Source organism: Devosia sp. P3_B2, assembly GCF_056402875.1.
This window is the reverse complement of the sequence record NZ_JBFUGO010000009.1, coordinates 181,419-206,074: the sequence shown is the minus strand read 5'-3', so window position 1 is coordinate 206,074 and position 24,656 is coordinate 181,419. Positions and strand designations below refer to the sequence as shown.

17 protein-coding genes are annotated in these 24,656 nt (G+C 65.4%); 7 read left to right on the top strand and 10 right to left on the bottom strand.

Annotated elements, in window-relative coordinates; genetic code table 11:
* Positions 1–490 precede the first annotated feature (490 nt).
* Both smpB and dapA read right to left on the bottom strand, forming a co-directional pair.
* On the bottom strand, positions 491–955 hold the full coding sequence (smpB, locus tag AC1DV8_RS14875) for an SsrA-binding protein SmpB (protein ID WP_477151375.1): 465 nt from the start codon (positions 953–955) through the stop codon (positions 491–493).
* Between the two features lie 33 nt (positions 956–988).
* A complete protein-coding gene (gene dapA / locus AC1DV8_RS14870) occupies positions 989–1,870 on the bottom strand; it encodes a 4-hydroxy-tetrahydrodipicolinate synthase (protein WP_477151214.1) in 882 nt (293 codons plus the stop codon).
* A 299-nt stretch (positions 1,871–2,169) separates the two neighbouring features.
* Between dapA and AC1DV8_RS14865 the strand changes: the two genes are divergently transcribed.
* Together AC1DV8_RS14865 and AC1DV8_RS14860 are read left to right on the top strand one after the other, a co-directional pair.
* Positions 2,170–4,275, top strand: coding sequence for a lytic transglycosylase domain-containing protein (locus tag AC1DV8_RS14865; protein ID WP_477157995.1), 2,106 nt, complete (start codon positions 2,170–2,172; stop codon positions 4,273–4,275).
* Between the two features lie 12 nt (positions 4,276–4,287).
* Positions 4,288–5,289: an alpha/beta fold hydrolase gene (locus tag AC1DV8_RS14860; RefSeq protein ID WP_477157994.1), complete on the top strand. Its 1,002-nt coding sequence runs from the start codon at positions 4,288–4,290 to the stop codon at positions 5,287–5,289.
* Between the two features lie 2 nt (positions 5,290–5,291).
* Here AC1DV8_RS14860 and AC1DV8_RS14855 read toward each other — a convergent pair whose 3' ends face one another.
* From AC1DV8_RS14855 to AC1DV8_RS14840, 4 genes are all read right to left on the bottom strand, one after another.
* Positions 5,292–6,581, bottom strand: coding sequence for a hypothetical protein (locus tag AC1DV8_RS14855; protein ID WP_477157993.1), 1,290 nt, complete (start codon positions 6,579–6,581; stop codon positions 5,292–5,294).
* 129 nt (positions 6,582–6,710) lie between these two features.
* On the bottom strand, positions 6,711–10,076 hold the full coding sequence (locus tag AC1DV8_RS14850; protein ID WP_477157992.1) for an OmpA family protein: 3,366 nt from the start codon (positions 10,074–10,076) through the stop codon (positions 6,711–6,713).
* 223 nt (positions 10,077–10,299) lie between these two features.
* Positions 10,300–11,646 (bottom strand): porin family protein, encoded by a 1,347-nt coding sequence (locus AC1DV8_RS14845; RefSeq protein WP_477157991.1) that lies wholly within the window; start codon positions 11,644–11,646, stop codon positions 10,300–10,302.
* 312 nt (positions 11,647–11,958) lie between these two features.
* A complete protein-coding gene (locus AC1DV8_RS14840) occupies positions 11,959–13,719 on the bottom strand; it encodes a tetratricopeptide repeat protein (RefSeq protein WP_477157990.1) in 1,761 nt (586 codons plus the stop codon).
* A 102-nt stretch (positions 13,720–13,821) separates the two neighbouring features.
* Between AC1DV8_RS14840 and AC1DV8_RS14835 the strand changes: the two genes are divergently transcribed.
* Positions 13,822–14,565 carry an SDR family oxidoreductase gene (locus tag AC1DV8_RS14835; RefSeq protein WP_477151221.1) on the top strand — a complete coding sequence of 248 codons (744 nt, stop codon included), beginning with the start codon at positions 13,822–13,824 and terminating at the stop codon, positions 14,563–14,565.
* A gap of 299 nt (positions 14,566–14,864) precedes the next feature.
* A complete protein-coding gene (locus tag AC1DV8_RS14830) occupies positions 14,865–15,608 on the top strand; it encodes an outer membrane protein (protein WP_477157989.1) in 744 nt (247 codons plus the stop codon).
* A 56-nt stretch (positions 15,609–15,664) separates the two neighbouring features.
* Here AC1DV8_RS14830 and nagA read toward each other — a convergent pair whose 3' ends face one another.
* The 3 genes from nagA to AC1DV8_RS14815 all read right to left on the bottom strand — a co-directional run bounded on the left by nagA (position 15,665) and on the right by AC1DV8_RS14815 (position 18,766).
* Positions 15,665–16,822 carry an N-acetylglucosamine-6-phosphate deacetylase gene (nagA, locus tag AC1DV8_RS14825; RefSeq protein WP_477157988.1) on the bottom strand — a complete coding sequence of 386 codons (1,158 nt, stop codon included), beginning with the start codon at positions 16,820–16,822 and terminating at the stop codon, positions 15,665–15,667.
* Positions 16,823–16,929: 107 nt separating this feature from the next.
* Positions 16,930–17,940, bottom strand: coding sequence for an SIS domain-containing protein (locus tag AC1DV8_RS14820; RefSeq protein WP_477158003.1), 1,011 nt, complete (start codon positions 17,938–17,940; stop codon positions 16,930–16,932).
* A gap of 52 nt (positions 17,941–17,992) precedes the next feature.
* Entirely contained in the window at positions 17,993–18,766 is a 774-nt protein-coding gene (locus AC1DV8_RS14815) for a GntR family transcriptional regulator (protein ID WP_477151224.1), read from the bottom strand.
* A 272-nt stretch (positions 18,767–19,038) separates the two neighbouring features.
* On the opposite strand from AC1DV8_RS14815, the gene AC1DV8_RS14810 reads away from it, so the two are divergent.
* Both AC1DV8_RS14810 and AC1DV8_RS14805 read left to right on the top strand, forming a co-directional pair.
* Positions 19,039–20,313, top strand: coding sequence for a neutral/alkaline non-lysosomal ceramidase N-terminal domain-containing protein (locus tag AC1DV8_RS14810; RefSeq protein ID WP_477157987.1), 1,275 nt, complete (start codon positions 19,039–19,041; stop codon positions 20,311–20,313).
* A 94-nt stretch (positions 20,314–20,407) separates the two neighbouring features.
* Positions 20,408–21,457, top strand: a complete 1,050-nt coding sequence (locus AC1DV8_RS14805; protein WP_477157986.1) for a Gfo/Idh/MocA family protein — start codon at positions 20,408–20,410, stop codon at positions 21,455–21,457.
* Between the two features lies 1 nt (position 21,458).
* On the opposite strand, the gene AC1DV8_RS14800 is transcribed toward AC1DV8_RS14805, so the two are convergent.
* The gene (locus AC1DV8_RS14800) at positions 21,459–22,508 is read right to left on the bottom strand and encodes an acyltransferase family protein (RefSeq protein ID WP_477157985.1); all 1,050 of its coding nucleotides are present in this window, start codon (positions 22,506–22,508) and stop codon (positions 21,459–21,461) included.
* A 130-nt stretch (positions 22,509–22,638) separates the two neighbouring features.
* Here AC1DV8_RS14800 and AC1DV8_RS14795 point away from each other — a divergent pair, with 130 nt between their 5' ends.
* The gene (locus AC1DV8_RS14795; protein ID WP_477157984.1) at positions 22,639–24,627 is read left to right on the top strand and encodes an acyltransferase family protein; all 1,989 of its coding nucleotides are present in this window, start codon (positions 22,639–22,641) and stop codon (positions 24,625–24,627) included.
* Positions 24,628–24,656: the final 29 nt, after the last annotated feature.

Here is a 24,656-nt window from a genome sequence, read left to right as displayed (position 1 = left end):
AGCCTGGCACGCATGAGCCGGGCGGGAGCAAGGAAACGCGGTGCTGGCATTCCGGCCGCCGACCGAGCTGCCATCGTTCCCGCGATGCGGCAGGGGATGCGCCCCGGCACTGGTGGCATAGGCCCAAAACCCCGGCCGGCCGGCGAGGCATGAGCCTCTTTCATCTGCGGACTACCGCTACGGGGCAAACGCCTCGCCGGTCCCGCTTCGTTCCCCACCGGGAACGGCTCTTTGAAAACTCCGAAGCCCCTGGGGCTGTCGGATGCATCAGTGTGCCTCAGTCACTCTACCGCACCAGCCGTCATCCCGGCGAAAGCCGGGACCCACTGCTCAGACGGCTGGGTTGGTACGGGCCGCGCCGGTCTTTCGCGGCGAGGTGGCAAGGTCGGCGAGTTCCGAGCAATTGGAACGTGCTGTACACTGGGTCCCGGCTTTCGCCGGGATGACGGCCGGTGAAGGTGGGGCTTATGCCCAGGCGCCCGCCCGTCTTCTACCCGCGCCCGCCCTCTTTCATGATGCGCGACTTATCGCGGTTCCAATCCCGATTGCGCTCGGTCTCGCGCTTGTCGAAGCTCTTCTTGCCCTTGCCGACGCCGATCAGCAGCTTCGCCCGGCCCTGCTCGTTAAAGTAGAGCTTCATTGGCACGATGGTGTTGCCGGCACGCTCGACGTCCTGGCTCAGTCGGGCCAGGTCCTTCTTCTTCACCAGCAGTTTCCGCGGCCGCTTCTCCTCATGGTTGAAGCGGTTGGCCTGCAGGTATTCCGGGATATGCGCGTTGATCAGCCACAACTCACCGCGCTCCGGCGAGGCGTAGGCCTCGGTGATCTGGGCCTTGCCGATGCGCAGCGACTTCACCTCGGTGCCGGTCAGGACGATACCGGCCTCGAGCGTGTCGGTGATCTCATAGTCATACCGGGCCCTGCGGTTCTCCGCGATCGGGCCGGTGACGATCATCGCCGGTTTGTTGGGTGTCTTTGCCATAGGGAGTTAGTTGGGGAGCAACCCCGCATGCGACAAGGCGAGATCGATCGCCTTCTCGTTGTCCCTCGACACCGGCACCACTGGCAGGCGGAACTCGTTCTGGCAGAGCCCGAGCTTGAAGGCCGCGTACTTCACGCCGCCGGGATTGTTCTCGAGGAACAGCGCGCGATGCAGCGGCACCAGCTTATCCTGCAGCGCCAGCGCCTCGGCGAAGTTGCCCTGCTGGCAGGCATTCTGGAACAGCGCGCTGAGCCGCGGCGCCACGTTCGAGGTCACCGAAATGCAGCCGTGCCCACCATGCGCGTTAAAGCCGAGCGCCGTCATGTCCTCGCCCGAGAGCAGGATGAAGTCGGCGCCGAGCCGCATTCGCTGCATGCTGGCGCGTTCCATGTTCGCCGTGGCGTCCTTCACCCCGATGATGTTGGGATGAGCTTCGCGCAGGCGGACGATGGTGTCGACGCTCAGGTCGACCACGGTCCGGCCGGGGACGGAGTAGAGAACGATCGGCAGCGAGGTCGCCGAAGCCACGGCGGAGAAGTGCTGGAACATCCCCTCCTGGGTCGGCTTGTTGTAGTACGGCACGACCGAGAGCACCGCATCGGCGCCGACTTCCTCGGCAAAGCGGGCGAGCGACACTGCCTCCGCCGTCGAGTTCGAGCCAGCCCCGGCGATCACCGGAACGCGCTTGGCCGTCACCTCGACGCAGATTTCGATGACCCGGCGGTGCTCCTCGTGACTCACGGTCGGGCTCTCGCCGGTGGTGCCGACCGGCACAAGGCCGTGCGAACCCTCGTTGATTTGCCAGTCGACGAAATGGCTGAAGGCTTTCTCGTCCAGCGCCCCGTTCGCGAACGGAGTGATGAGCGCTGTGATCGAGCCTCGCAACATTTCAGGCAATTCCTCGTCGGTATGGGCGCCGCCCCTGGCGGTCGCGGCTGTGATGAACGGCCAATCGACTACATCGCTGGCCAGAATGTGGCCACATCCCGATCATCGGGGAGCCACAGTCGCGCACCATAGTTTTTCTCGTGCGGCGCGACAAGCAAGCTGTCGACAGAGGGCGCGACGCACACCCACAAGGACCGAGTGGCTAACCAAAAGTTCACGGGCACCGTGCGAACCTATGGCTGCTGCAAGGGTGGGGGCACCTTGTTGGACGTGTACCGAGGACCAACAGGACGGTTACCATGGTCGTTGCGCGGGGCGCTCGTCGCCTAGCCGCCGCAGGTATTCTCGCCGTAGGCGTGATCGGCGCTGCATTGCTGCCGATCCTGTTGTCACGCGCCAATGACAAGCCCACCGCCGACGTCGTCGTGCCGGTTGCGCGCCATGCCCTGCAGCCCGCCGTTGAAGCGTCGCTGCTCGACCCCGTCACCACCGGCTCGATCGAAGCCAAGCTGCCCGCCGCCACCACCGACAGCTCGACCCCGTTCAAGCAGGCCCTCGAACTCCTCGCCGACGGCAAGCATGCCGACGCCTATGAGCTCGCCCGCAGCTTCACCAACACGGCCGAGCGTCACGCCATCCAGTGGGCCGCGATCTATAACGGCGAAGGCGATGTTCCCGCCGCCGCAGTTCAGAGCTTCATTGCCGACGCACCGGATTTCGCCACCGCCCCCGTGTTCAAGACCCGTCTCGAGCAGGCGCTGATCAGGGAAAAGGCCGATAGCGCAACGCTGATCAAGCAACTCGGCGGCGCCATGCCCACCACGCTGTCCGCGCAGATCGCTCTTGCCCAGGCTTATGTCGCCGATGGCCAGAAGGACCGCGCGGCGCGCATCGCCCGCGCTATCTGGACCGAGAACTTCCTCGACAAGGCCACCGAGGCCCGGGTGCTCGACAAGCTCGGCAGCCTCATCGATCGCGATGCGCACTGGGCCCGTGCCGTCCACCTGATGATGCACGACCGCGCCACCGGCGTCGAACGCCTGCTCAAGTTCATGACCCCGGCGCAGAAGTCGCTGGCCCTCGCCCGCAACGCCGTTTCCCGCAACGCCAAGACCGCCAAGAAGCTGCTCGACGCGGTCGATCCGTCGATGCACTCGAACCCGGTCTACCTGTTCAGCCGCGCCCAGCGCGCCCGGCAGTTCGAACTGTGGGACGACGCCATCAAGTGGCTCGACAAGGCCAAGGGGGTCCCACCCGATTCCGAGGAATTCTGGTACGAACGCCGCACCCTGAGCCGCCAGCTGCTGGCGCTGGGCGAAGTGAAGCGGGCCTATCGCGCCGCCGACGGATATCGCGAAGGTCCGGACGGCCGGCTGGTGGAAGCGCATTTCCATGCCGGCTGGATCGCCCTGTCGTTCCTCCGGGACGCCAAGGCCGCCGCCCCGCACTTCGCAGCGATGGCCGAAAATGCGACCCTGCCCGACTCCGTCACCCAGGCCAACTACTGGCTGGGCCGTGCCCTGACGGCGCTCGGCGACGACAAAGGGGCCAAGACCGCCTACGGCAGAGCCGCCGCGTACGGCACCATCTACTACGGCCAGCTGGCCCGCTCCGCGCTCGGCCTCAAGCCCGTCGAGATCCGCGACATGCCAGCCTGGAAGGAAGCCGAGGCCGGCTTCGAGAGCCGCGAGCTGGTGCGCGCGGTCCGCCTCCTTGCCGATAACGGCCACAAGGACATGGCGATCCCGCTACTCGACAGCTTTGCCCCCGGTCTCGAGGACGGCGCCAGCATGCTGCTCGCCGCCCGCCTGGCGCAGGCACTCGGCTCGCATCACGTGGCCATCGCCATCGCGGACGCTGCCGAACGCCGCGGCACGCCGCTGGACCTATTCAACTTCCCCAAGGACGGCCTGCCCAGCACCAAGCTCGCCTCGATAGACCATGCCGCCATCTACGCGATCACCCGCCAGGAAAGCCGCTTCCAGGTCGACGCCATATCGTCAGCTGGCGCCCGCGGCCTTATGCAGCTGATGCCCGCTACCGCCAAGGAAACCGCAGGCAAGCTGGGGGTCAAATACTCAGCGAGCCGCCTCACCAGCGACGGCGAATACAATGCCCTGCTCGGCTCGACCTATCTCAAGGCGCAGCTCGAGCGCTTCGATGGCTCGCTTCTCCTCGCCGCGGCCGCCTACAACGCTGGCGCCGGCAATGCCCGTAAGTGGATCGCCACCTTCGGTGACCCGCGGTCGGATGCCATCGACCCGGTAGTCTGGGTGGAACTGATCCCGGTGCAGGAAACCCGCAAATACGTGCAGCGGGTGCTCGGCAACTACCTGGTCTACCGCGCCCGATTGGGCAAGGACGACCTCGGCATCGATAGCGCGCTCCGGAAGATCCCAGGCTAGCCACAGCAAGACGTGGAAGAGCTCACGACCCTGCTTGGGGTGCCTCGAAAGTCTGCTATCTCTCTGTCGATGATGTTCTCCCGCCCGCGCACCACGCCCGAAGACTACCGCAGCTTCGCGACCCTGCCGGTGACACGCTACGCGGTCGGGCCGGCCGATGAGCTGATGGCGGTGCACGTCTCGGGTCGCCTCGCGACGGGACGCATCCCGCTGGTCTGCGTGCCCGGCTACCAGCGCAACATGACGGACTTCGGCGATTTCGCGAACCATTTCCACCGCGTATTCGGCGACGACTGGCCGGTGGTCTTGGTCGACCTCAAGGGGCGCGGCCGCTCCAGCGATCGCACGGACAAGTCGCGTTACATCTCGACCGTCGATGCGCTCGATCTGATCCAGGTCATGGCTGCCCTCGCCGTCGACGGAGGCATCTATGTCGGCCAGGGCTATGGCGGCCAGGTGGTGATGGCGCTCGCTGCGGAGCGCCCCAACCTGGTCGCAGGCGCCGTGCTGATCGACGCCGGCCCGGTCTCCGATCCGCGCGGCCTGGTTCGACTGCGCAACAACCTCAAGGATTTGCAGGGCAACCGCTCCGAGGCGGGTTTCCGCGCCATGTCTCGCCGCATGCTGGCGCCAGACTACCCGGCGGCTACGGAAGGGCTGCTGGATGTGCTGGCGGCTCGGACCCACTATCTCGACAAGCGCAACCGGGTCCACGCGCTCTTCGATCCGCACCTGATGGGCCTGCTCGAGGCGTTCGAGCACGACGATATCCTCGTGCCGCAGTGGAAGCTCTACGATGCCCTGGGAAGTGCGCCGCTGATGCTGATGCGCACGCAGCTGACGGAGCAGGTGCGGCGTGAAACGTTCGAAGAAATGCTGCGCCGCCGCCGTGATGCCGAGGGCTATGTGATTGAGGGGTCGGGATCCCCTGCCCTGCTCAACACGCCCGAAGATGTCGGGCCGATCGCCGAATTCGTGCGCCGGCTGGTCAAGCGGCGAGCCAAGGCGGCCTGAACCTACCGCCCTGCTGCTTTCTTTGAGGTGGCTGCGGCCACCGCAAGCTCCCGTGACTGCTCGCGCCAGTGCTCGCGGCCTATCCGCCCGGCAATGCCAAGATGCACCTCGATCCAGCCGGCGTTCTCATCGGTCAACTCCGCCACCTGATCGAAGTGGTACAGCCCCAGCCGATTCAGCGCCGTCTCGATGATCGGCAGGATACCGATGACATGAGTCAAATCGTCCTTCACGCCGTGCCGGGGAGCGGCGAGGCCGATTGGCTTGCCCGGCATCTCTTCCGGCTCGGATATGATCGCCGCGCTTACCGCCTGAGTGGCTGCGTCAACGGCAACGCCGGATGCAGCAACCGCTTCATCGCCGGACGTTTCCGGAAGCGCGGCTTTGCGTGCCCTGCCGGCGGTGCTCCGACGTGGCGACCAGTTGCCCTCGATAGCCCGCATAGCCGCCGCCTCATCATCCTCCGCGGCGGCATCCGGCGCGGCAGGCTCAGGGACTGGTTGTTCAACGGAAATGGGCGCAGCAGCCACCGGCTCGGGCTCGGACGGCTCGGCGGCAATCGGCGCAACAACCGCAGGTGCTGGCTCCGCCGTAGTCTCCGGGATCGCCGCGACGACGGCTTGTGCTTGCGTGTCCGGAATCTCAGCGGCATCGGTAGTATCTTGGGCGACCACCACCTCCGGTTCCGCGACGGCATGGACCTGCTCGACCGGAGCTTCGACTTGAGGCTCCGGCTCCGCAGCCACCGAAGCGGACGGCTCTTCTGCCTTCTCGCCGACCTGCTTCTCAACCGGGAACGGGATCACGTCCGCCCCGGCACCGCTGGCTGTCTCCGTGCGCGCAGGCTCAGCCGCCACGTGCGGATGCGCAATCAGACGTCCGGACGTCGTGGCGCCAGCGGCACGCGCCGGCGCCATCTCTGCTACCGGCTTGGCAGCCTCGGAGCCGGGCAACGGTGCGAGCGTCGGCATCCTGATCGCCCGCAGAGGGGCCGCGCTACCGGGTTTGTCTCCGGCCAAGGCCAGCAACGCCTCGGTGAAATCGACCGCCGGGGTGTCAGCTGGTGCGGCCGGGGCTGCTGGCTTCGACATCGGCTCGATCACGGGAGTAGCGACCAGTGCGGGTGCCGCCGCCTCGACGGGGGCGACGCCCACCACCGGCGATGGCACTGCCACCTTGGGGTGGGTCAGCCGCAGAACAGCCAACCGCGCAACGGAGCCGATGCTGGCGCCGAGCAGGAAGGCGACCAGCAGAAGCAACGCGATTTCAAGGATGTGGGCCGGATTCAGCATGCAGCTCAGCCCTTCCGTCCGCCGACAGACAGCCAGCCGGTACCCAGGCCGATCGCCCCCGCCCCGAGGACGAACGGCCAATACACTTCGAGCAGATAGATCAGCGAATCGAGGGTCATCGTGCGGTCGTTACTCGTCAGCGAGAGTGAAGGCGATGCGGCGGTTGGCCTGCTTGCCGGCGCGCGTCTCATTGCTGGCAATCGGCAGGCTCTCGCCATAGCCGATGGCATACAAGCGCTCGGGGCCAATACCGCGCAGGATCAGCGCATCGACCACTGCCTCGGCGCGCGAGACGGAGAGCGCCAGGTTCGCCTCGTCATCGCCGTCGGCGTCAGTGTGTCCTTCGACGTTCACGGTCGCCTTCGGGCAGATGGCCAGATAGCCCGCCAGCTCATCGACAGCCGGCAGCGATTGATCGGCGATCCGGGCGCTGCCCGACTGGAACAGGATGGCGTTGCGAGCGGCAAACGCTCCGACCTTTTCCTGGCAGACGGCGAGCGCCGGTAGCAGCGTCACGTTGGTCTCCCACTGGTCCAGCGTCGGCACGGCAGCCAGGGCACTGAGAGCAGCCTGCCGGTCCGCTTCAGTCTCGGCGCGTCCTGCGAACACCCACTTATCACCGTCCAGCCCGAACTCGCCGTCTGCGAGCAGCGCCAGTGCGCGGCTGCCGGCATCGGCGCTGCCGACGAAATCGGCGGGCAAGCCGCTACCGATAGTGAGAGCCTCAGACGGCTCCCCACCGGTGATCACCGCAAGGTGCCGGCGCATCGGCTCGGCCGGCACGGATCCGGTGAAGGTGATCGGCCCGCCGAGCGGCTTCTTGGCGTCGAATACGAAGTTGCGAACCGTCGGCGCAACCTCGGGCGTGGCCGGAACTGGCTCGGCTGCGGCGACGTCGGTCTCCGCCGGCGCCGCTTCGGGCTCCGGCTCTGCTGCGGGCGCTTGCTCAGCGGGAGCCGCTGCAATTTCGGCCTCGGGCACCGGCTCTACCGCGACCTCGGGTTCCGCGGACTGCTCGGCCTCAGCAGGCGTCTCAGCGACCGCAGGCACCGGCTCGGCCACGGCGGGCTCGGGCTCGGGCAAAGCGGGCTGGGTCGGCTCGGCAAACGCCTGCTTCCATCCGGCACCACCGTTCGAGGTCGTCGCCAGGGCAGCCTTGGCAGCATCAAGGGCAGCAGTCGTCACCGGTTGGCCCGAAATCGACCACGTGCTCCCGTCGTATTTGACCTCGCCGCTTTCGAGGCTCAGCAACGCGTCGAGCCCCGCCAATGCGTCGGCGATGAACCCTTCCGGCTCGCCCGAACCGACCAGCGTGGTGTCCTTGCTGACCTTGCCCGCGCGCACCGTCGCGAAGCTGCGCAGCTGCTCGGTTGGCACATAGCCGGACAGGGTGAAGCTGCCGTCGGCTGCCTTGACCGCCGACCAGACAAACGGCGCGACAACGGGAGCCGCATCCGCGGCCTGGATTGCCACATGCCAAGCAGAAGTATCTGCCGCGCCACGAAGCGACTTCTCGACGCCGTGGCGGTCGGCGGTGGTCGGCACTTTGCCGGTCAGCGACCAGTTGCCGGCGGAAAGTGAGAAAGTCCCCTCGTCCATCGCCAGCAAGGCATCGAGCCCGCCTATCGCGGCGGGAATGAAACCTTCCGGCGCGCCGGCCCCAAGCGCGGTCCCATCGACGACGCTCGTGCCGGCGTGGCCGGCGAGGTAGCGCTTCAGTTGTTCGGTCGGCACGAAGCCTGCAAATGTGATGCTGCCGTTGGCCGACTTCTGGGCACGCCAGACATAAGGATCCACAACCGGAAGCGCGGCAACATCCGCGGCCCCTGGCAGGTTGACGGTGTAGGTCCAGCCTGCGGCGCGCAGTCCGGTGTCGGCAAAGGCCGACTCAGCCGCGAAGGCCTTCTGCGGCGTATCCACTGCGCCGGTCAGGCTCCAGCTTGCCCCGTCGTAGCTGACCTTGCCGCTATCGAGCAGCGGCAGGACGCTGAGCGCCTTGAGCGCCGCCGCCTCGAAATCGGCGGGGTTGCCGTCGGCGATGATCGTCGCATCTTTCGCCGCGGGCAACTTGTCGAGCAGCACCTTGCGAACTGCCGTGCTCGGGACATAGCCTGTCAGGGATAGCTGGCCATCGGCCGACTTCTCGGCCGCAAACGTGAAGGGCGTTGCGAGCGGCGGCTTGACGGTCGCGGTGGCCAGGATCAGGCCTTGCGGCGCTCCGAGCTCGAGCGTGGTTTCGATCGCCGTGAAATCCGCCACGGTCGCCGCCCGGCCTTCGAGCGTGATGATCGTGCCCTGGATCGCGGCATGACCCTCGCTCATTTGCCGAAGCGCATTGATGACGAAATCGACGCCGGACTCGAACCGCTCGGGTGCTCCCCGTCCGAGCTCGAGGCCAGCCGCATCGATGCCGTCCAGCGCCTCGAGCCGGTCACGCATGGCGGCGTCCGGGACAAACCCGTCCAGCACGATGCCACCGGCGCCGCGCTCGGCGCTGAGCCAATACTCCCCGACATGCGGCGGCCCCAGGTTGACCGTGGCGCCCGACGGGGTCATGGCCACACGCACCGCCTCCGCCGTAGCGGGGTCCGCTGGGGAGCCCGAAAGGGTTGACGTGGTATCGGAGATTGTGGCGCTACCACTCTCCAGCTTCAGCAGATTCTCCAACAGCACCTTCGCCGATGGCGCGAACTCGGCCGGCGCCCCGGAGGCCAGGACGAGGCTGGTTGAGACCCCCGTACCCGACGGAACAAGCGCCTCGAGCTCCGCAACGAGCTGCTCGCTGGGCGTGGCACCCGACAGGGTGACGCGCCGCCCGTCATATTCCGCGCGCCACTCGAATGGCGACTGCAGTGCCGGCTGTACATCGCGGAACGACACGTTCACGGCGGGCGGCGCCGCCTTCGCGCCAACTTTCATGAGCGCGTCGTAGGCTTCGCCAGACTTCGCACGTCCAGTAATCGTAAGATCGAGGTCGGCCAGCGCCACCTCGCCTTCGTCGAGCTGCGTGGCATAGCCCAGAGCGTAGTCGACCGCGACGATCCAACTCGCACGATTGGGCGCTCCCGACATAAGCCGGGTCTTGTCGCGAGCACCCTCTCCCGCTGCAGCCAGGAGTTCGGCGCGCGCCTCTTCGTCGGGCAAACCGCCGGACAGGGTAATCGTGCCGCCTTCTACCGTGGCGATGAAGGGAAATGGGCTAACATACTCAGCCAAAACAACATTCGAGGTGACTGCGCGGACACCATGCACGGCCGCGACCCTCGTGACCACCTCATCTATCATAGCCTGGGTGGTCGCCGTGCCGGCGACCGTCGCATCGCGCATGTCGAAACTGAGCTTGGCCCAGTCGTATTCGGGCGCGGCGATGACAGCTGCGGTACGGGTGGCGAGATCCGGCGGGATGGCGCTGCCGCTCGTCGCGATGGCGGCGACCGTGCCGCCGATCACCGTGACGAAAGCTGGAACACCCCAGCGCAGAAAGATGCCGCTCATGCCGCCCCCGGAAGAAGAATAGCGCCGGCGCCATGCCGACGATGAGCCATAGCGTCAATCAGTGAATCGGAGAAGTGCGACAACGCCACTGACGATTTCAGAATGCTCAGATGAACGGATAATTGAGGCCAGATGAACGGGGGCTGACCACATTGTGAACGTCTCAAAAAGCAGAAAGGCCCGGCTGACGCCGGGCCTTTCCATTCCGATTGGGCCGTAAGGCTTACTCGAAGGTCTTCTTGAACTCGGACTCGATCTTGTAGCCGTCTTCCGAAGTGACGGTGCCCTTGATCGAGGAGGTGTAACCACCGCCCGGAGCCCAAGCCAGCTTGGCCGAACCGTAGAACAGATCGTCCACCGGGCCATCGCTCGTGTCGTCGTTCAGGTAGCCGACTTCGCCGGTAAGCGTGATCGTCTCGGTGACGGCGGCAGCGACAGAAGCTGCAACCTGGTAGTTGTCGTCGCCGGTCGCGTCTTCGTGGTACCAGCGAGCGCCGAGGTTCAGGGTCACGCCATCGGTGACAGCAGCGCTGAGCGAGGCGCCCGCACCGTAGTCCGTGTTGACGCCGTTATCGACGGCTTCGAACGAGGCCGCGATGGTGAACATGTCGAACGTCGCCGAAGCCGACGCCAGAACGTTCCAGTAGTCTTCGTTGGTAGCGTAGTCGTCGTGACCGTAGGCGCCGGCGAGAACAACCTTGAAGTTGTCGAACGTGCCAGCAAAGCCGGCATGTGCACCCCAAGCTTCGATGTCGCCGTCGAGCACGCCAGCAGCAGCAACGGTCAAGTGAGCCGAGATGCCCTCACCAGCGTAGGAGACAACGCCAACAGCAGTGCCTTCGTGATCTGCGACAGAGCTATCATAGTCGAGCTTCTCGAGACCCGCACCAACGGAGAAGCCGTTGCCGAGATCGGAGACAACCTGAATGACGTGGCCGCCATCCGGAAGAACCGCACCGTCGTTCAGATCGCCGTCGGACTTCCAGTTGACACCAAGGTCGACCTTCTCAGAATTGAACAGGCCAAGCCAGTTCAGCGGCTCGTCGTCGCCCTTCTTCATGATCGAGCCCTTCTTGCCGGCCATGATCACGGTCGAGTCGCCGATCGAGACATAAGCCTCGTCGAGAACCACACCACCGGTATCCGAGCTACCGGTGAATTCGCTGCCTTCGTTGTCCACGCGAGCGTGGTCGACTTCCTTGAGCTTCAGGACGGCCTTGGCCGGACCAAAGTCGGAGTCGGCGGTCGCGACAAACTTGATCCAAGCGTCAAAGCGCGACTGCCAGTCGTTGAGGCCGTTGCCCTCGGGCAGGTTGAAGTCGCCAGCCATCGTCTCGACGTCGACGCGGTAGCCCGGGAAGCCGAGGCGGTAGTCACCCCAGGTGAACTTGTACTTCACTTCACCGGTGATCTGCAGGCAGTTGGTGTCGGACGAGATCGTCAGACCCGACAGGCCCAGAGCGTCGCAAACGTCAAGCGACGTCAGAACGCCGAGATCGGCCGCGTAGGCACCGCCGGTCGAGAGACCCGCAACCGCCAAAGAACCCAGAAGAAGGCTCCTGATTTTCATTATTGACCTCCAAAGTCAGTCATTCGTTTTTGCCAGTTGCCCGGCGGTTTGTCGAAACGCGACCACACTCTTGTGTGTGTTGTCGTCGCGTTTGCGACCGACAAACGATCCCATGCATGGATTCGCATTACCCACTCTACGCAGGAGTTTGGGAGGCGCAATCGCAGAATGGCTGAATTGGGGCAGCGCCAAGGTGGTTGCAGACTGGCTGTTGCAGATTCAGCACAGCTTTGGAAACCAACCCTTAACTCTTGTGAACCGGAGGCGCCGGGCGCAGTCCCCAGGCCCGTTGCGGAGAGGTTCGAAAGGGTCTCAACCCCAGAGCTGCGGACGAACCTCGCGCCACGCCGCCATGTGTTCGGCTCGATTGGCGGCGATGCGGTCACGGGACCAGTCGCGGTATTGAGGCTCGGAACGCGCCTCGGCCATGCACGCGTCATTCCAGGGAAGCCCGCAGAATTCCAGCAGTTTGCGGATTTCGCCCTGGCGATCGTGCGACAGGTTGCCCAGGTCGATATCATAGATGCCGCCCGGGAAGCGCGCGTGCCACCTGTCCATCATGTCCCGGAAGGCAGCATGGTACGATTGGAGTTCATCCATATCGCTCGAGTACTCATACCCGTTGCCGGTCAGGTGCTTTTCGAAGATCGCGACGCTGTGGTCGGCGGGCGGCCGCACGCAGCGGATGATCCGGGCATACGGCATGGCGAGGCGGATGAAGCCGATGTGGCGGTAGTTTGACGGCATGGTGTCCACCACCGTCTTCCCCGGCGGCACGAGGCTCTGAGCCTCGCGCATGTAGGCGCGCCCGAGTTCGGTGAAGCGGTCGGGCGGGATATCAGCCACCGCCACGTCGGGCTGCTGGAGCAGAAGCTCGCGCACCAGCCGAGTCATGGTTGGCAGCTCCCCTGCTCCCGCCACCGACGGATGGCGAGAGAGAATCGTCTCGACCGTGGTCTTGCCGGCACGCGGCAGGCCAACGACGAAGATCGGCATCGCTTCGCGAAACCCGCCATTGTTATGCGGACCCGCCACGCCGTCGAACCGATCGACATCGCGCTTCAGGTCGCCGATGGCCCGATCGAGCGAGAATGTGAGGCTCTGCCGGTTCATCCGGTTGGCTTCGGTGAACACGGTGATGGCCTGGTGGTGCTCGCCCAGATCGCTGAGTGCCTTGCCGAGGCCAAACCCCGCAAACACGCGATCCTCAACCGGAGCGCTGTCGGCGTGAAAGAGGGCCTGCATGGCGTCTACAGAAGCGTCGTGCGTTTCGTGACGAACGACATATGAGCGATGTAGGTGTGCCTCGCCGAAGGCCGGGTTCAGGGAGATAGTCTGGTCGAAGCTCTCGACGGCGTCCTCGAGGCGGTTCTGATGGTAGAGGGCACGGGCGCGCCGGAGGTGGAGCTGTGCGTCCTTCGGCTGGACGCGCAACGCGTCCTCGACCAGGCTCAGAGCCTCGCTTGCCCGCCCTTGGCCATCCAGCATGACGGCGAGGCCATTGATCGCGGCGCTGTAGTTCGGCCGCAGATGGACAGCGCGGCGGTAAGCGGATTCGGCGTCGAACAAATAGCCGGCGTCGCGCAGCGAGTTTGCGAGGTTGAAATGGAAGCCGGCCTCGTTCGGCTTCAGACGGACGGCGCGACGATAGACTGTCACCGCGTCGTCAAACCGGCCGAGGTTTCGGAAGGCCATGCCGAGATTGGAAAAGGCTTCGGCAAACTCGATGTTCTTCATAATGGCGCGTTGCAGCACATCGACAGCCTCGGCGCTCCGGCCGGCAGCATTCAGCGCGACGCCGAGGTTACCGAGATACTGCGCGTCATCGGGGCGGGCCTTTACGGCGCGCGAAATCCGCTGCACCGCGTCGGCCGCGCGTCCCTGTTGAAGATGGAACAGACCCAGCAGGTGGTTGGCCGCCGGCTGCTTCGAGTCGCGGGCCAGTACCTGCTCATAGAGCTTGGCAGCCTCGCCAGCGCGGCCGGACTGGTGCAGCGCCAGCCCCTTCTGCAGCAAATCCGAGATCGCCTGATTCTGCCCGCCTTTCGGCGAGGGCTGACGCGGTGAGGACATTGGGGGCCGTCTAGATGGTGGGCGGGTGTCGGCACATGGCTGCCTTGCCTATGCCGCAAGTAGTCGCCCATATGAGCGCAAACAAGGGCGGGTAACACTAAAATGACAGACGGCAAGGTGGCGGTGGTGACCGGCGCGACGTCGGGGATTGGGCGCGCGACGGCGATCGGGTTGGGGAAAGCCGGGTATCGGGTGGCGATTCTGGGGCGGCGCGAGGTGGAGCTGGCCGAGACAGCGCGGCTCAGCGGCGCCCGGTATAGCGGCACTTGCGACGTCACTGACCCGGCGGCGGTGCACCGCTACTTCACTGATCTCAAAGCGAAATTGGGTCGCGTCGATGTGGTGTTCAACAATGCCGGACGGTTCGCGCCACAGGCGAGTTTTGGGGATACCGACATCGGGACCTGGCAGGGCATGGTGGATGTGAACCTCAACGGGGCGTTCTATGTGGCCCGGGAGGCGTTCCGGGCGATGCGGGACCAGACGCCGCAGGGCGGGCGGATCATCAATAACGGCTCGATCTCAGCCTATGTGCCGCGACCGGGGGCGGCGGCCTACAGCGCCACCAAGCATGCGATCACCGGGCTGACAAAGGCGATTTCGCTGGACGGACGGGCCTTTAGCATCGCTTGCGGGCAGATAGATATCGGCAATACGGCCACCGACATGACGGCCAGGATGACCACCGGATCGCTGCAGGCCAACGGCACGATGGAGCCGGAGCCGACGTTCGACGTGCAGCATGTGGTGGATGCGATTCTCTATATGGCCGGGCTGCCGCTCGAGGCGAATGTGCAGTTCATGACGGTGATGGCAACGACGATGCCTTACATTGGCCGCGGGTAAGCCACGCCGATGAACGGAAGGTGAACCGCCGTTCGTGTGGATTGCGGCCGAGTTGAAGTGCCTGCTCGCGAACTTCTGTTGCTGGCATGTGCGGGCGTGGACGGTCGCGTGCGGAAGCAGTGTGGCTTTCACCGTCACGTGATAGGCGGATGCCTAGGTGATTGATTTCGGCGAGCCACTTGCTACGCACTATTGCGCTGTGTGGCAGTCACGCACCAGCCCGTGACAATTGATCCGTCGATATTGCTGTGTTTGTCGTGGTCGACGATATTGTCCTCAGCAATTTGAGGGGGACAACAATGAAAATTACTAGCGCACTACTGGTTGCCGTTTCGACGCTTGCCTTGGCGGGGGCCGCACACGCAGCCGACCTGGTCGTGATCGATGAGCCCGTGGCGGTAGCGCCGGCGGCGCACGACTGGAGCGGCGCCTATGTAGGCGGCTCGCTCGGCTTTGGCACCGGCACGGTCGACTGGACTGGAGACTTTTACGACGCCGGCACCGACGCCTTCCTTTTCGGTACTGACGGCAGCTTCGATATCAGCGGCTGGACCGTGGGCGTCCAAGCGGGCGCCAATGTTCAGCTCGATATGTTCGTCCTGGGCGTCGAAGGAGACATCTCGTGGGCAAACATTGCAGGCGAGGGCGCTGAAATTGACCCGCAGAACGCGCCCTTCGCGTCTGTCCCGAGTTCCCAGCTTGACTGGCTCGGCACGCTGCGTGGTCGCGCAGGCGTGGCGGTGGACCAGGTGCTGCTCTACGGCACCGCCGGTTTCGCGTTCGCGGGCGGCAGCATGGCGATTACCAATCTCGATGGCCCAGGCGACGACGTGAGCGCCGATATCACGGCGACGGGCTGGACGGCTGGTGTTGGCGCCGAAGTAGCGCTCGACGACAACATCTCGGTAAAGGCGGAGTATCTCTACACGTCGCTCACCTCCGACGAGCAGCGGTTCGATATCCCGGCCGATACTCAGTACCTCCTGACGAACTCGGATATCGCTCTGCACACCTTCAAGGTCGGCCTGAACTTCTCGTTCTAGTGGCCGCCCGACCTGACTGCGAACCGGCCGTCCACTGGGCGGCCGGTTTCGTTTCGCTACGCGCCGAACACCTTCTCACCGGCGATCCAGGTGGAGCGGACTTTGAGGTCGTCGGTCAGCACAGCGAAGTCGCCGCGAGCGCCCTTGGTCAGATGGCCGCGGTCGGATTCGGCGTGGATGGCGCGGGCGGGGTAGAGGCTCGCCATGCGCAACGTCTCGTCGAGCGGGACGCCGATGGTCTGGTGGACGTAGCGGATGGCGTCGATCATCGCGAGGTCGGCGCCGGCGAGGGTGCCGTCGGCGAGGCGGAGGGCGCCGTCCTTGCGATAGACGGTGCGGCCGGTGAGCTCGAACTCAGTCCAGTCGGTGCCGGTGATCGACATGGCGTCCGAGACGAGGAAGATCTGGCCCGGGCCGCGCTTTGAACGGAGCGCGATGCCGATCGATGTCGGGTGGACGTGGATGCCGTCGGCGATGAGGCCGGCATCGAGGCCCGGCAGGTCGAGCACAGCGCCGACGACGCCCGGCTCGCGGTTGCCGATCTGGCTCTGGGCGTTGAACAGGTGTGTAGCCATCGACGCGCCGGCTGCTGCGGCGGCGGCGACCTGCACGTAGTTGGCGTCGGAATGGCCGATGCTGACGATGATGCCGGCTGCCGCGAGGCGGGAAATCTGTTCCGGACCAACGGTTTCGGCGGCGACGGTGATGAGGAGAGTCGGGAGCGCACGCTTGGCGGCGAGCAGCCGCTGCAGGTCCGACTCGTCCATCGGGCGGATCAGGTTGGGATCATGGGCGCCCTTGCGCGCCACCGACAGGTGCGGGCCTTCGAGGTGGAGGCCGAGGAAGCCGGGAACGTGCCGCTCGGTCGCCGTGGTCCCGGCGGCGATGACGGCTTCGTTCTTGGGCACAGTGTCGGTGATCAGCGTCGGCAGGCACGCGGTGCAACCGAACTGCGTCAGGGTTGCGCAGATGGTGCGAATGGCATCGAGCGTCGGCGTATCGTTGAGCAGCGCGCCGCCGGCGCCGTTGACCTGCAGGTCGAGAAAGCCCGGGACGAGCATGGCCCCATCGACGGGGACGCGGATGGCATCGGTGGGCGAGTCGGCGGCGATCAGGCCCTCGACCTTGCCGTCGGCGACAACCAGCGCCATGTGGTCGTGCCACTCGGCGCCGTCGAAGATGCGGGCTCCGGTGAAGGCTTGTTTGGTGGTCATTGGGCGATTCCTGACATTACGAACTCGACGGCTGGTGGCTGTGGCCCCCACCCCTGTCCCCTCCCCGCAAGGGGGAGGGAGACGAAAGCACCTGCTTCGGCGTGGACCTAGATCGTCTCCGTCACCTTCTTCAGGTGCGGCGGGCGGTCGGGGTCGAAGCCGCGGCGGCGGCTTAGGGCCTCGACGAAGCCATAGAAGCTGACGATCAGGGCCAAGGCGTCGGTGATGGCGTGGCCGGAGGCGGCGAAGGGGAGGCGTTCGGCGCTTTGGGCGTTGACCGAGGTGATGAAGACGCGGGCGCCCTGCCCCGCCAGCCGCTCGGCGACCTCGGCGACAGACGCTTCGGCGGCGTCGCGGGCGGCGAGCGCCAGCACCGGGAAGTGGTGCTCGACGATGCGGGCCGGGCCGTGGATGACCTCGGCGGCGCTATATGCCTCGGCGTGGATGCCACAGGTTTCCTTGAACTTCAGCGCCGCCTCGTTGGCGATGGCGAGTGCCGGGCCGCGACCCAGGACATAGAGCGACTGGTGCTTGTCGAGAGCGCCAAGCAGCGGTGACCAATCGCAGTGGACGGCCACTTCGAGTACCTCAGGAAGTGATTCCAGGGCCGCGAGCAGCGCCTTGTCTTCCAACCAGTTTCCGACGAGGCCGAGGCCGGCGACGACCGAGGCGACGAAGGTCTTGGTGGCGGCGACGGATTTCTCTTCACCCGAGCGGAGCGCGATGGTCTGGTCGGAGGCCTGCGCCAGTGGCGAATCCGGCGTGTTGGTCAGCGCGAAGGTGAGCGCGCCATTCCTCTTGGCCGACTGAGTCATGCCGACGATGTCTGGGCTCTTGCCCGACTGGGAGATGGCGATGGCGGCTGTGCCCTTGAGCTTCAACTCGCGGCCGTAGATCGAGATGATCGAGGGACCGACGGAAGCGACCGGCACGCCGGCGAGCAACTCGATGGCGTACTTGAGGAACGACGAGGCGTGGTCGGAGGAACCGCGGGCGATGGTGACGATGGCCGTCGGGTCGGCGGCGCGGAGGGCCTTGCCGGCGGCGGCGAAATCGGCTTTGCCCTCGGAGAGCAGACGGGCGATGGCGGCCGGGGTCTCCTCCACTTCCTGGCGCATGTAGCTGGCGTTGGCGTCGGGTCTGGTCACGGTTCCACTCACGGCTTCGGGTTCACTTGCGGGGGGACTCCCCCACTCTCAATTCGGCGACGAAATCGTAGGTGTCGCCGCGATAGACCGAGCGCGTGAGTTCCACAACCTTTCCGGAGGGGAGGTAGGCGATACGCTCGATGTGGAGCGCGGCGGCGCCCACGGGGATTTCGAGGAGACGCGCGTCGGCTTCCTCGAGATTGGCGGCGCGGATGCGCTGTATGGCTCGGACCGGGCGGTTGCCGGTCTTGTCGAGATGAGAATAGAGCGACGAGCCGACCATGCCGGGATCGGGCAGCGTTTCCGACGAGAGGGCCGCCCGTTCGATTGCTAGCGGCATGTCGCCGGAGAGGCGGAGGCGCGCGACCCGGGCGACGCGCTCGCCGGGTGACAGGCCGAGGATCACGGTTTCGTCCGGCGATGGATCGTAAATGCCGCGATCGAGCCAGATGGCGCGGACGGCCATGCCGCGGCGCGCCATATCCTCGGTGAAGGAGGTGAGCTGGCTCAGCGACTGCTCGACACGGCTCTGCTGCGGAGCGACGAATGTGCCCGAGCCGTGGCGCTGGATCAGCACGCCGTCGCGCACCAGGTGCTGCACGGCCTTCCGCACGGTGACGCGGGAGACCTCGACCTTGGCGGCGAGATCGCGCTCGGATGGCAGCGCATCGCCGGGCTTGATGACGCCACGGGCGACGGCGTTCTCGATCCAGCGCTTCAGCTGCAGGTAAAGCGGCCCGCCCTGCGGCAGGATGATGGTTTCGGCGCTGAAAATGGCGTTGCTGTTGCTGCTCAATTGCCTGTCCCGGACCAACCCAATGCTGATCGATCAGCGCCGAGCCCTTGGCGTCCCATAATCGTCGTATAATACCAATAAAAGACCATTTACCAAGCTGATTCTCGTAACCTCCGCAAGGTCAACCCCAAGAGCTGCAAGCTACTTCCCTGCCCACCTTGCCCAACTGACTTCAACCCGTCGACTTTCGCAGGGTCTCGCTCGACAAGTGGTATGTTTTTGGCATTAATGGCGATCGCCAGACGATCCCACCACACGCAGGGCAGAAACAAATGACGGATATGCCCCAGTTGCTGGCCGGTGCAGCGATCGTCGACATCACGCCGCCTGCCGGGCTGATGATGTCGGGCTACGCCGCGCGGACAGAGCCGGCGACAGGCAGCCATGATCCGCTGACGGCGCGGGCCATCGCGGTCGGCGACACGGCCATCGTGGTGGTCGACGTGATCGGCCTGCACGAGGACAGCTGTGCGCGCATCCGGTCACGCTGCGTGCTGCCGGACGACCGGGTTTCGGTGATCGCTACGCATACCCATGGCGGGCCGGTCAGCATGGCTGGTCGCGGCGGGACGGACTTCGATGCGGGCTACCTGGCGCGGCTGGAGGACGGCTGCGTTGAGGCGATCGACCGGGCCGTCGCGGCGCAGCGGCCCGCTGTCCTCTCGGCTGGGGTTGGGGACAATCCCGGGATTGCGTTCAACCGGCGGCACGAAGGCGGGGTGATCGATCCGGCGGTGCCGGTGCTGCGGATCGATGGGGTGGATGGGCGGCCGATCGCCATTCTCACCTCGCATGCGTGCCACCCAGTGGTGCTGGCCGCATACAACCGGCAGTACACGGCCGACTTTCCACACTATGTGCGCGAGGCGCTGGAGGTGGCCGAGCCGGGTATCGTAGCGGTGTTCATGACCGGGTGTGCAGGTGATATCAGCACCGGGCATTCGCCGCATTCCTCGATCAGCACAACGCCGACGCCGGACCGTACCTATGCCGAAGCAGAGCGGCTAGGCCGGCGGATCGCCGAGAGTGCCGCGGCGGCGAAGCTCATGCGGCTGGACGGGCCGGTTCACGCGGCGAGCGGGACGGTGAGCCTCGATCTTGTGCGCAACGAGACGGCGCCCCTCCCGCAGCTGGCGGCGGAATGGCGGGCTAAGGCGAGGGAATCGGACCCCGCCTGGGCGACGCTCTACGACTGCTGGGCCGACTGGGCGCAAACGATTGCGTTGGAGCCTGCCTCGCCGTGGAGCGGGCGGGTGACGGTGCTGGACTGGGCTGGTGTACGGCTCAGCTTCATGCCGGGCGAGATGTTCGCGCAATCGGCGCTGAACGTGCGCGGGGACGGCAAGCGCGTGCATTTCGTCAACAGCTTTGCCGATGGGGTGCCTGGGTATATTCCGCCGGCGGCCGAGTATCCGTTCGGGGGATACGAGGTGCTGGAGGCGCACCGGTATTATGGGATGCCGGCGGCCTTTGCGGCTGGATCGGCGGAGCGGATCGAGGGTTTGGCGGTGGAGTTGAATGCCGGGCTGGATGGCGTGAGATCGTGAGTCTGGCTGCCCCCTCCACCATGCTTCGCATGGTCCCTCTCCCCCGCCACGCGGGGGAGGATCGCCGAGATAGCTGTGTTTGGAGCCAAGAAGAATGACTGTGCGTGTTCTCGTCGCCGGGTTGGGCAACATGGGGCGCAGTCATGCGCTGGCTTATCATCGGCATCCGGGGTTCGAGATTGTCGGGCTGGTGAACCGGCGGGCGCCGAAGCTCGAGTCGGAGCTGGCGGGTTACGCAGTTCGGCCGGACTTTGACGGAGCGCTGCGGGAGCTGAAGCCGGACCTGGTTTCGGTCAACACCTATACCGACACGCATGCCGACTACGCGGTGATGGCGCTGGAACAGGGCGCGCACGTGTTCGTCGAAAAGCCGCTGGCGATGACGGTGGCGGATGCCGAGCGGGTGGTGGCGGCGGCCAAGGCCAACGGGCGGAAGCTGGTGGTGGGCTATATCCTCCGGCATCACCCGAGCTGGATCCGGTTCATCGAGGAGGCGAGGAAACTCGGCGGGCCGTACGCGTTCCGGCTGAATCTCAACCAGCAATCGAGCGGGGAGAACTGGCGGACGCACAAGACGCTGATGGAGACGACATCGCCGATCGTCGACTGCGGCGTGCACTATGTGGATGTGATGTGCCAGATCACCGATGCGCGGCCGGTCGAGGTGCGCGGCATGGGGGTGCGGCTGTCGGACGAGATTGCGCCGGACATGTACAACTATGGGGCGCTGCAGGTGCTGTTCGAGGATGGCTCGCGTGGCTGGTACGAGGCGGCTTGGGGACCGATGGTCTCGGAGACGGCGTTCTTCATCAAGGACGTGATGACCCCGAATGGCGCGGTGTCGATCGTCATGGAGCCGGGCGCGAAATCGGACGATCTCGATACCCATACCCGGACCGACCAGATCCGCGTGCACCGGGCGGAGCTGGGCGCCGACGGGGCATTTGCGCGGGCCGACGAGTACATCTCGATGCAGGGCGAGCCGCATCATGATGCGCTCTGCGCGCGGGAGCAGGATTTTGTCTACCGCGCGATCACCGAGGACATCGACCTCAGCCGGCACATGAACGATGCAGTGCAGTCGCTGCGCATTTGTATCGCGGCGGACGAGAGCATCCGGACGGGGCTGGCGGTCAAGCTGTAGGTCAGGCGGTCGTGACGGGTGCCTGGTCCGGGTGGGCGGGTTTGCGCAGCCGGTGCCACAGGCCGATGCCGAGCCAGGGCAACGCGACGCCGAGGGTGGTGTAGACAAGCCAGGTCGTGGGCAGGTTGAACTTGGTGTAGACGCCGGTGATCTGCTCGAGCGTCATGAGGCCGGCCGCCACGAAGGCGAAGTTCACCAGGGCGAAGACGAACAGGTGGTGCATCATCACGTGTTTGCTGGCCCGCCCCAGCGAGGCCAGTACTGGGGCCTTCAGAGCGGCGGCCAATTGCAGGGTACAGGCGACGCCCAGCGTGCTGAAGAGCACGAACAGCCCGAGCCCGAGTGGATAATCGCTGAAAACCATGGTCGGGACGCGCGGTGTCACGAGGATGACAGCAGCGGTGAATGCCACCGCCGTAGCCACCAGCGCGACTGGGTGGAACAGCAGCTTCAGCAGGCGGTCGGCGCGCTGCAGCAGGTAGCCGACCAGCATGAATGCCGACCCGACGCAATATTGCGAGAGCTGATTGAAGTACCAGCTCTCCGGATTGTTGCGGAACTGCGGCGCCAGCACCTCGATCCCGACCACCAGCAGCGCGATGGCGGCGATGGGCAGCAGGCGGGTTTCAAGGCGTGGTGGGACGAGGCGGATGAGCAGCTCGGTGAGCAGCGTCGCTCCGGCATAGGCGACGAGGAACCAGGCGGTCAGCGCGAATTTCACATGATGGCCGGTATAGACGAGGATGTCGGTGGTGAAGGTGCTCAGTTGGAGACCCTCAAAGCGGTGGTAGACGGGCACGAGCGGATCGAGAGCGAGCGCTACCAGCTGGTAGAACAGGGTCGCGGCGGCGGCGAACAGCAACATGTCGACGAGGACAAAGCGCAGCACCTGCCGCCACGAGCGCTCGCGGCTGATGGTCAAGCCGCCGAGCAGGAAGAACAAGGGCATATGGAAGAGGTAGACCGGAATCCAGTATCCGGGGGCAGCGTGGCCGTAGACGACCGCGATAATGCCGATCCCTCGCGCCCTCGCAATTGCTGACTTGTCCACCGCGACTACCCCTTTGGTGGCGGCATAGCAGTAAAGCCAACAACGATTGGTAAGCGCCGACCCCACACATCAACAGAATCGCAAGCAACTGCTGGCACGTTGCAGCCCACCCGCACTCCGGTTGGAAGCGATGAGCGCATCTCTTGCAGAGGGCAGAACGGTGCTGGCTGAGCGGCCGGCGCGAGGGATTGCCGCTTACCGGCCGGACATCGACGGGCTGCGGGCGTTCGCTGTGCTCGCCGTGATCGTGCATCACTTCAGTCGCGACTTGCTGCCGAGCGGATTTCTCGGGGTCGACATCTTCTTCGTCATTTCCGGATACGTGATCAGCGGCTCGCTGGCTGCCTATGGCGGGGCCAGATTATCGGGGTTCCTGCGGGACTTTTATGTGCGGCGGGTGAAGCGGATCCTGCCCGCGCTCATTGCCTGCGTGTTGCTGACGGGCATCGTTGTGCTTGCCGTCGACGCGACGCCGATGAGTTCGCTGAGCACTGGCGGCGCGGCGCTGTTCGGCATCTCCAACATCACGCTCGCACTGGAGGAGACCGACTATTTCTCGCGATCGACGGACCTCAATGCCTTCGCTCAGACCTGGTCGCTGGGCGTGGAGGAGCAGTTCTATCTGGTGTTTCCGGTGCTGTTCTGGATCGGCTTGAGGTCCAGGTGGGCCGGGACGCGGATCTATCCAGTCGCGATGTTGCTGCTGTCCGCCGCTTCGCTGGCCGCATTCGTCGTTGGCACGAACTCTCCGGCGGCGAAGCTGACCTATTTTTCTATGCCGGCTCGGTTTTGGGAACTGGCGGCGGGTGCGCTGCTCTATGAATGGATGAGTAGCCGCAAGCAGGGCGCCGTCGAGGCGCCCCTGCCGCTGGCGCCGGTTTTTCTCGGGGCAGCGCTGGCGCTGCTGTTCGCGCCACGCGACCAGCAGGCGCTGGTGACGATCAGCGTGGTAGGTACGACCCTCGGGCTTATGGCATCTGTGCGTCCGGGCGCGAAAGCCTACTCGGTGCTCTCCCACCCTGCGGCGGTCTATGTCGGCAAGATCTCGTACTCGCTCTATCTCTGGCACTGGAGCGTGCTCAGCCTGAGCCGATGGGTCGTGGGCGTCCACCCGTGGACGGTGCCCTTCCAGATCCTCGCCATCTTCGGGTTGTCGGTGCTGTCGTACACACTAATCGAACGGCCGCTGCGGCACGCGCCCTGGGGCGGGATGAAGTGGCGTACCGTCGGAGCCGGCCTGGCGGCCTCGGGTGTTTGCGCGACGCTGCTGCTGGGATTGCTGGTGGCGAGAAATACGCTTGGCATCGAGACGCTAGGGGCCAGAAACATACCCGCGGCCTTCGTCGCGCTGGCGGGTTCCGATGGGTCTGACTGCGTCGTGGATGCCAAGAAACGGCCGTTGACCGCCGACATGTTCGAGCGGTGCACGGTACCGCCGACGGCGGCCGGCCTGCCAACGATCTGGACACTGGGGGACAGCCACGCGGGTCATCTACGGGGGCTGTTGCGCAGCCTGCATAAGAGGACCGGCGTCGGGGTTCACCTGATCGAGACGGTGGATGTCGCCTTCCCGATGACCCGCGGCAACGAGTTCGAGCCGCGACAGCGCATCTACAATGAGATTCTCAACCGGCTCCAGCCGGGAGACATCCTGCTGGTCTCGCGGCTGATGCTCAACCGGCAGGGCGAGCATGCCCCGCTGCCTGGACTGAACCGATGGGTGGACGATGTAGGCGCCCTTGCGCAGCAGGTGGCGGTGCGCGGTGCGAAGGTCGTGGTGATGGGACCGCCGCCAATGTTCGGCTTCGACGTGATCAATGCGTGCGTCCTGTTATCCCCCTGTGACGTCAATCGGGAGCAACTTGCGGGACATGTGGACGAGGTCCTGGGCATGCTGCGACCGGCAGCGGCGGCTCACGACAACCTGTTTGTGTACGACAGCTTCGAGGTGCTTTGTCCGCCAGCGCAGGATGTTTGCTCGCCCAAGCGCGACGGGCTGGCTCTGTTCCGCGATAGGGACCACCTGAACCCGGTTGGTGCCGCGGCGCTCGCCGACGACTTCGCCAGCTTTCTCGACAGGAACGGCCTGCTTGTTGCCGGACAATCCGACGAACTGTGAGCAGCCATGGGGAACGGAACGCTGAGGGG

Excerpts from the sequence above, each read along its gene's own strand:
- smpB (WP_477151375.1), bottom strand. The coding sequence starts at position 955 with ATGATCGTCACCGGCCCGATCGCGGAGAACCGCAGGGCCCGGTATGAC.
- dapA (WP_477151214.1), bottom strand. The coding sequence starts at position 1,870 with ATGTTGCGAGGCTCGATCACAGCGCTCATCACTCCGTTCGCGAACGGG.
- AC1DV8_RS14865 (WP_477157995.1), top strand. The coding sequence starts at position 2,170 with ATGGTCGTTGCGCGGGGCGCTCGTCGCCTAGCCGCCGCAGGTATTCTC.
- AC1DV8_RS14855 (WP_477157993.1), bottom strand. The coding sequence starts at position 6,581 with ATGCTGAATCCGGCCCACATCCTTGAAATCGCGTTGCTTCTGCTGGTC.
- AC1DV8_RS14850 (WP_477157992.1), bottom strand. The coding sequence starts at position 10,076 with ATGAGCGGCATCTTTCTGCGCTGGGGTGTTCCAGCTTTCGTCACGGTG.
- AC1DV8_RS14845 (WP_477157991.1), bottom strand. The coding sequence starts at position 11,646 with ATGAAAATCAGGAGCCTTCTTCTGGGTTCTTTGGCGGTTGCGGGTCTC.
- AC1DV8_RS14840 (WP_477157990.1), bottom strand. The coding sequence starts at position 13,719 with ATGTCCTCACCGCGTCAGCCCTCGCCGAAAGGCGGGCAGAATCAGGCG.
- AC1DV8_RS14835 (WP_477151221.1), top strand. The coding sequence starts at position 13,822 with ATGACAGACGGCAAGGTGGCGGTGGTGACCGGCGCGACGTCGGGGATT.
- AC1DV8_RS14830 (WP_477157989.1), top strand. The coding sequence starts at position 14,865 with ATGAAAATTACTAGCGCACTACTGGTTGCCGTTTCGACGCTTGCCTTG.
- nagA (WP_477157988.1), bottom strand. The coding sequence starts at position 16,822 with ATGACCACCAAACAAGCCTTCACCGGAGCCCGCATCTTCGACGGCGCC.
- AC1DV8_RS14820 (WP_477158003.1), bottom strand. The coding sequence starts at position 17,940 with ATGCGCCAGGAAGTGGAGGAGACCCCGGCCGCCATCGCCCGTCTGCTC.
- AC1DV8_RS14810 (WP_477157987.1), top strand. The coding sequence starts at position 19,039 with ATGACGGATATGCCCCAGTTGCTGGCCGGTGCAGCGATCGTCGACATC.
- AC1DV8_RS14805 (WP_477157986.1), top strand. The coding sequence starts at position 20,408 with ATGACTGTGCGTGTTCTCGTCGCCGGGTTGGGCAACATGGGGCGCAGT.
- AC1DV8_RS14795 (WP_477157984.1), top strand. The coding sequence starts at position 22,639 with ATGAGCGCATCTCTTGCAGAGGGCAGAACGGTGCTGGCTGAGCGGCCG.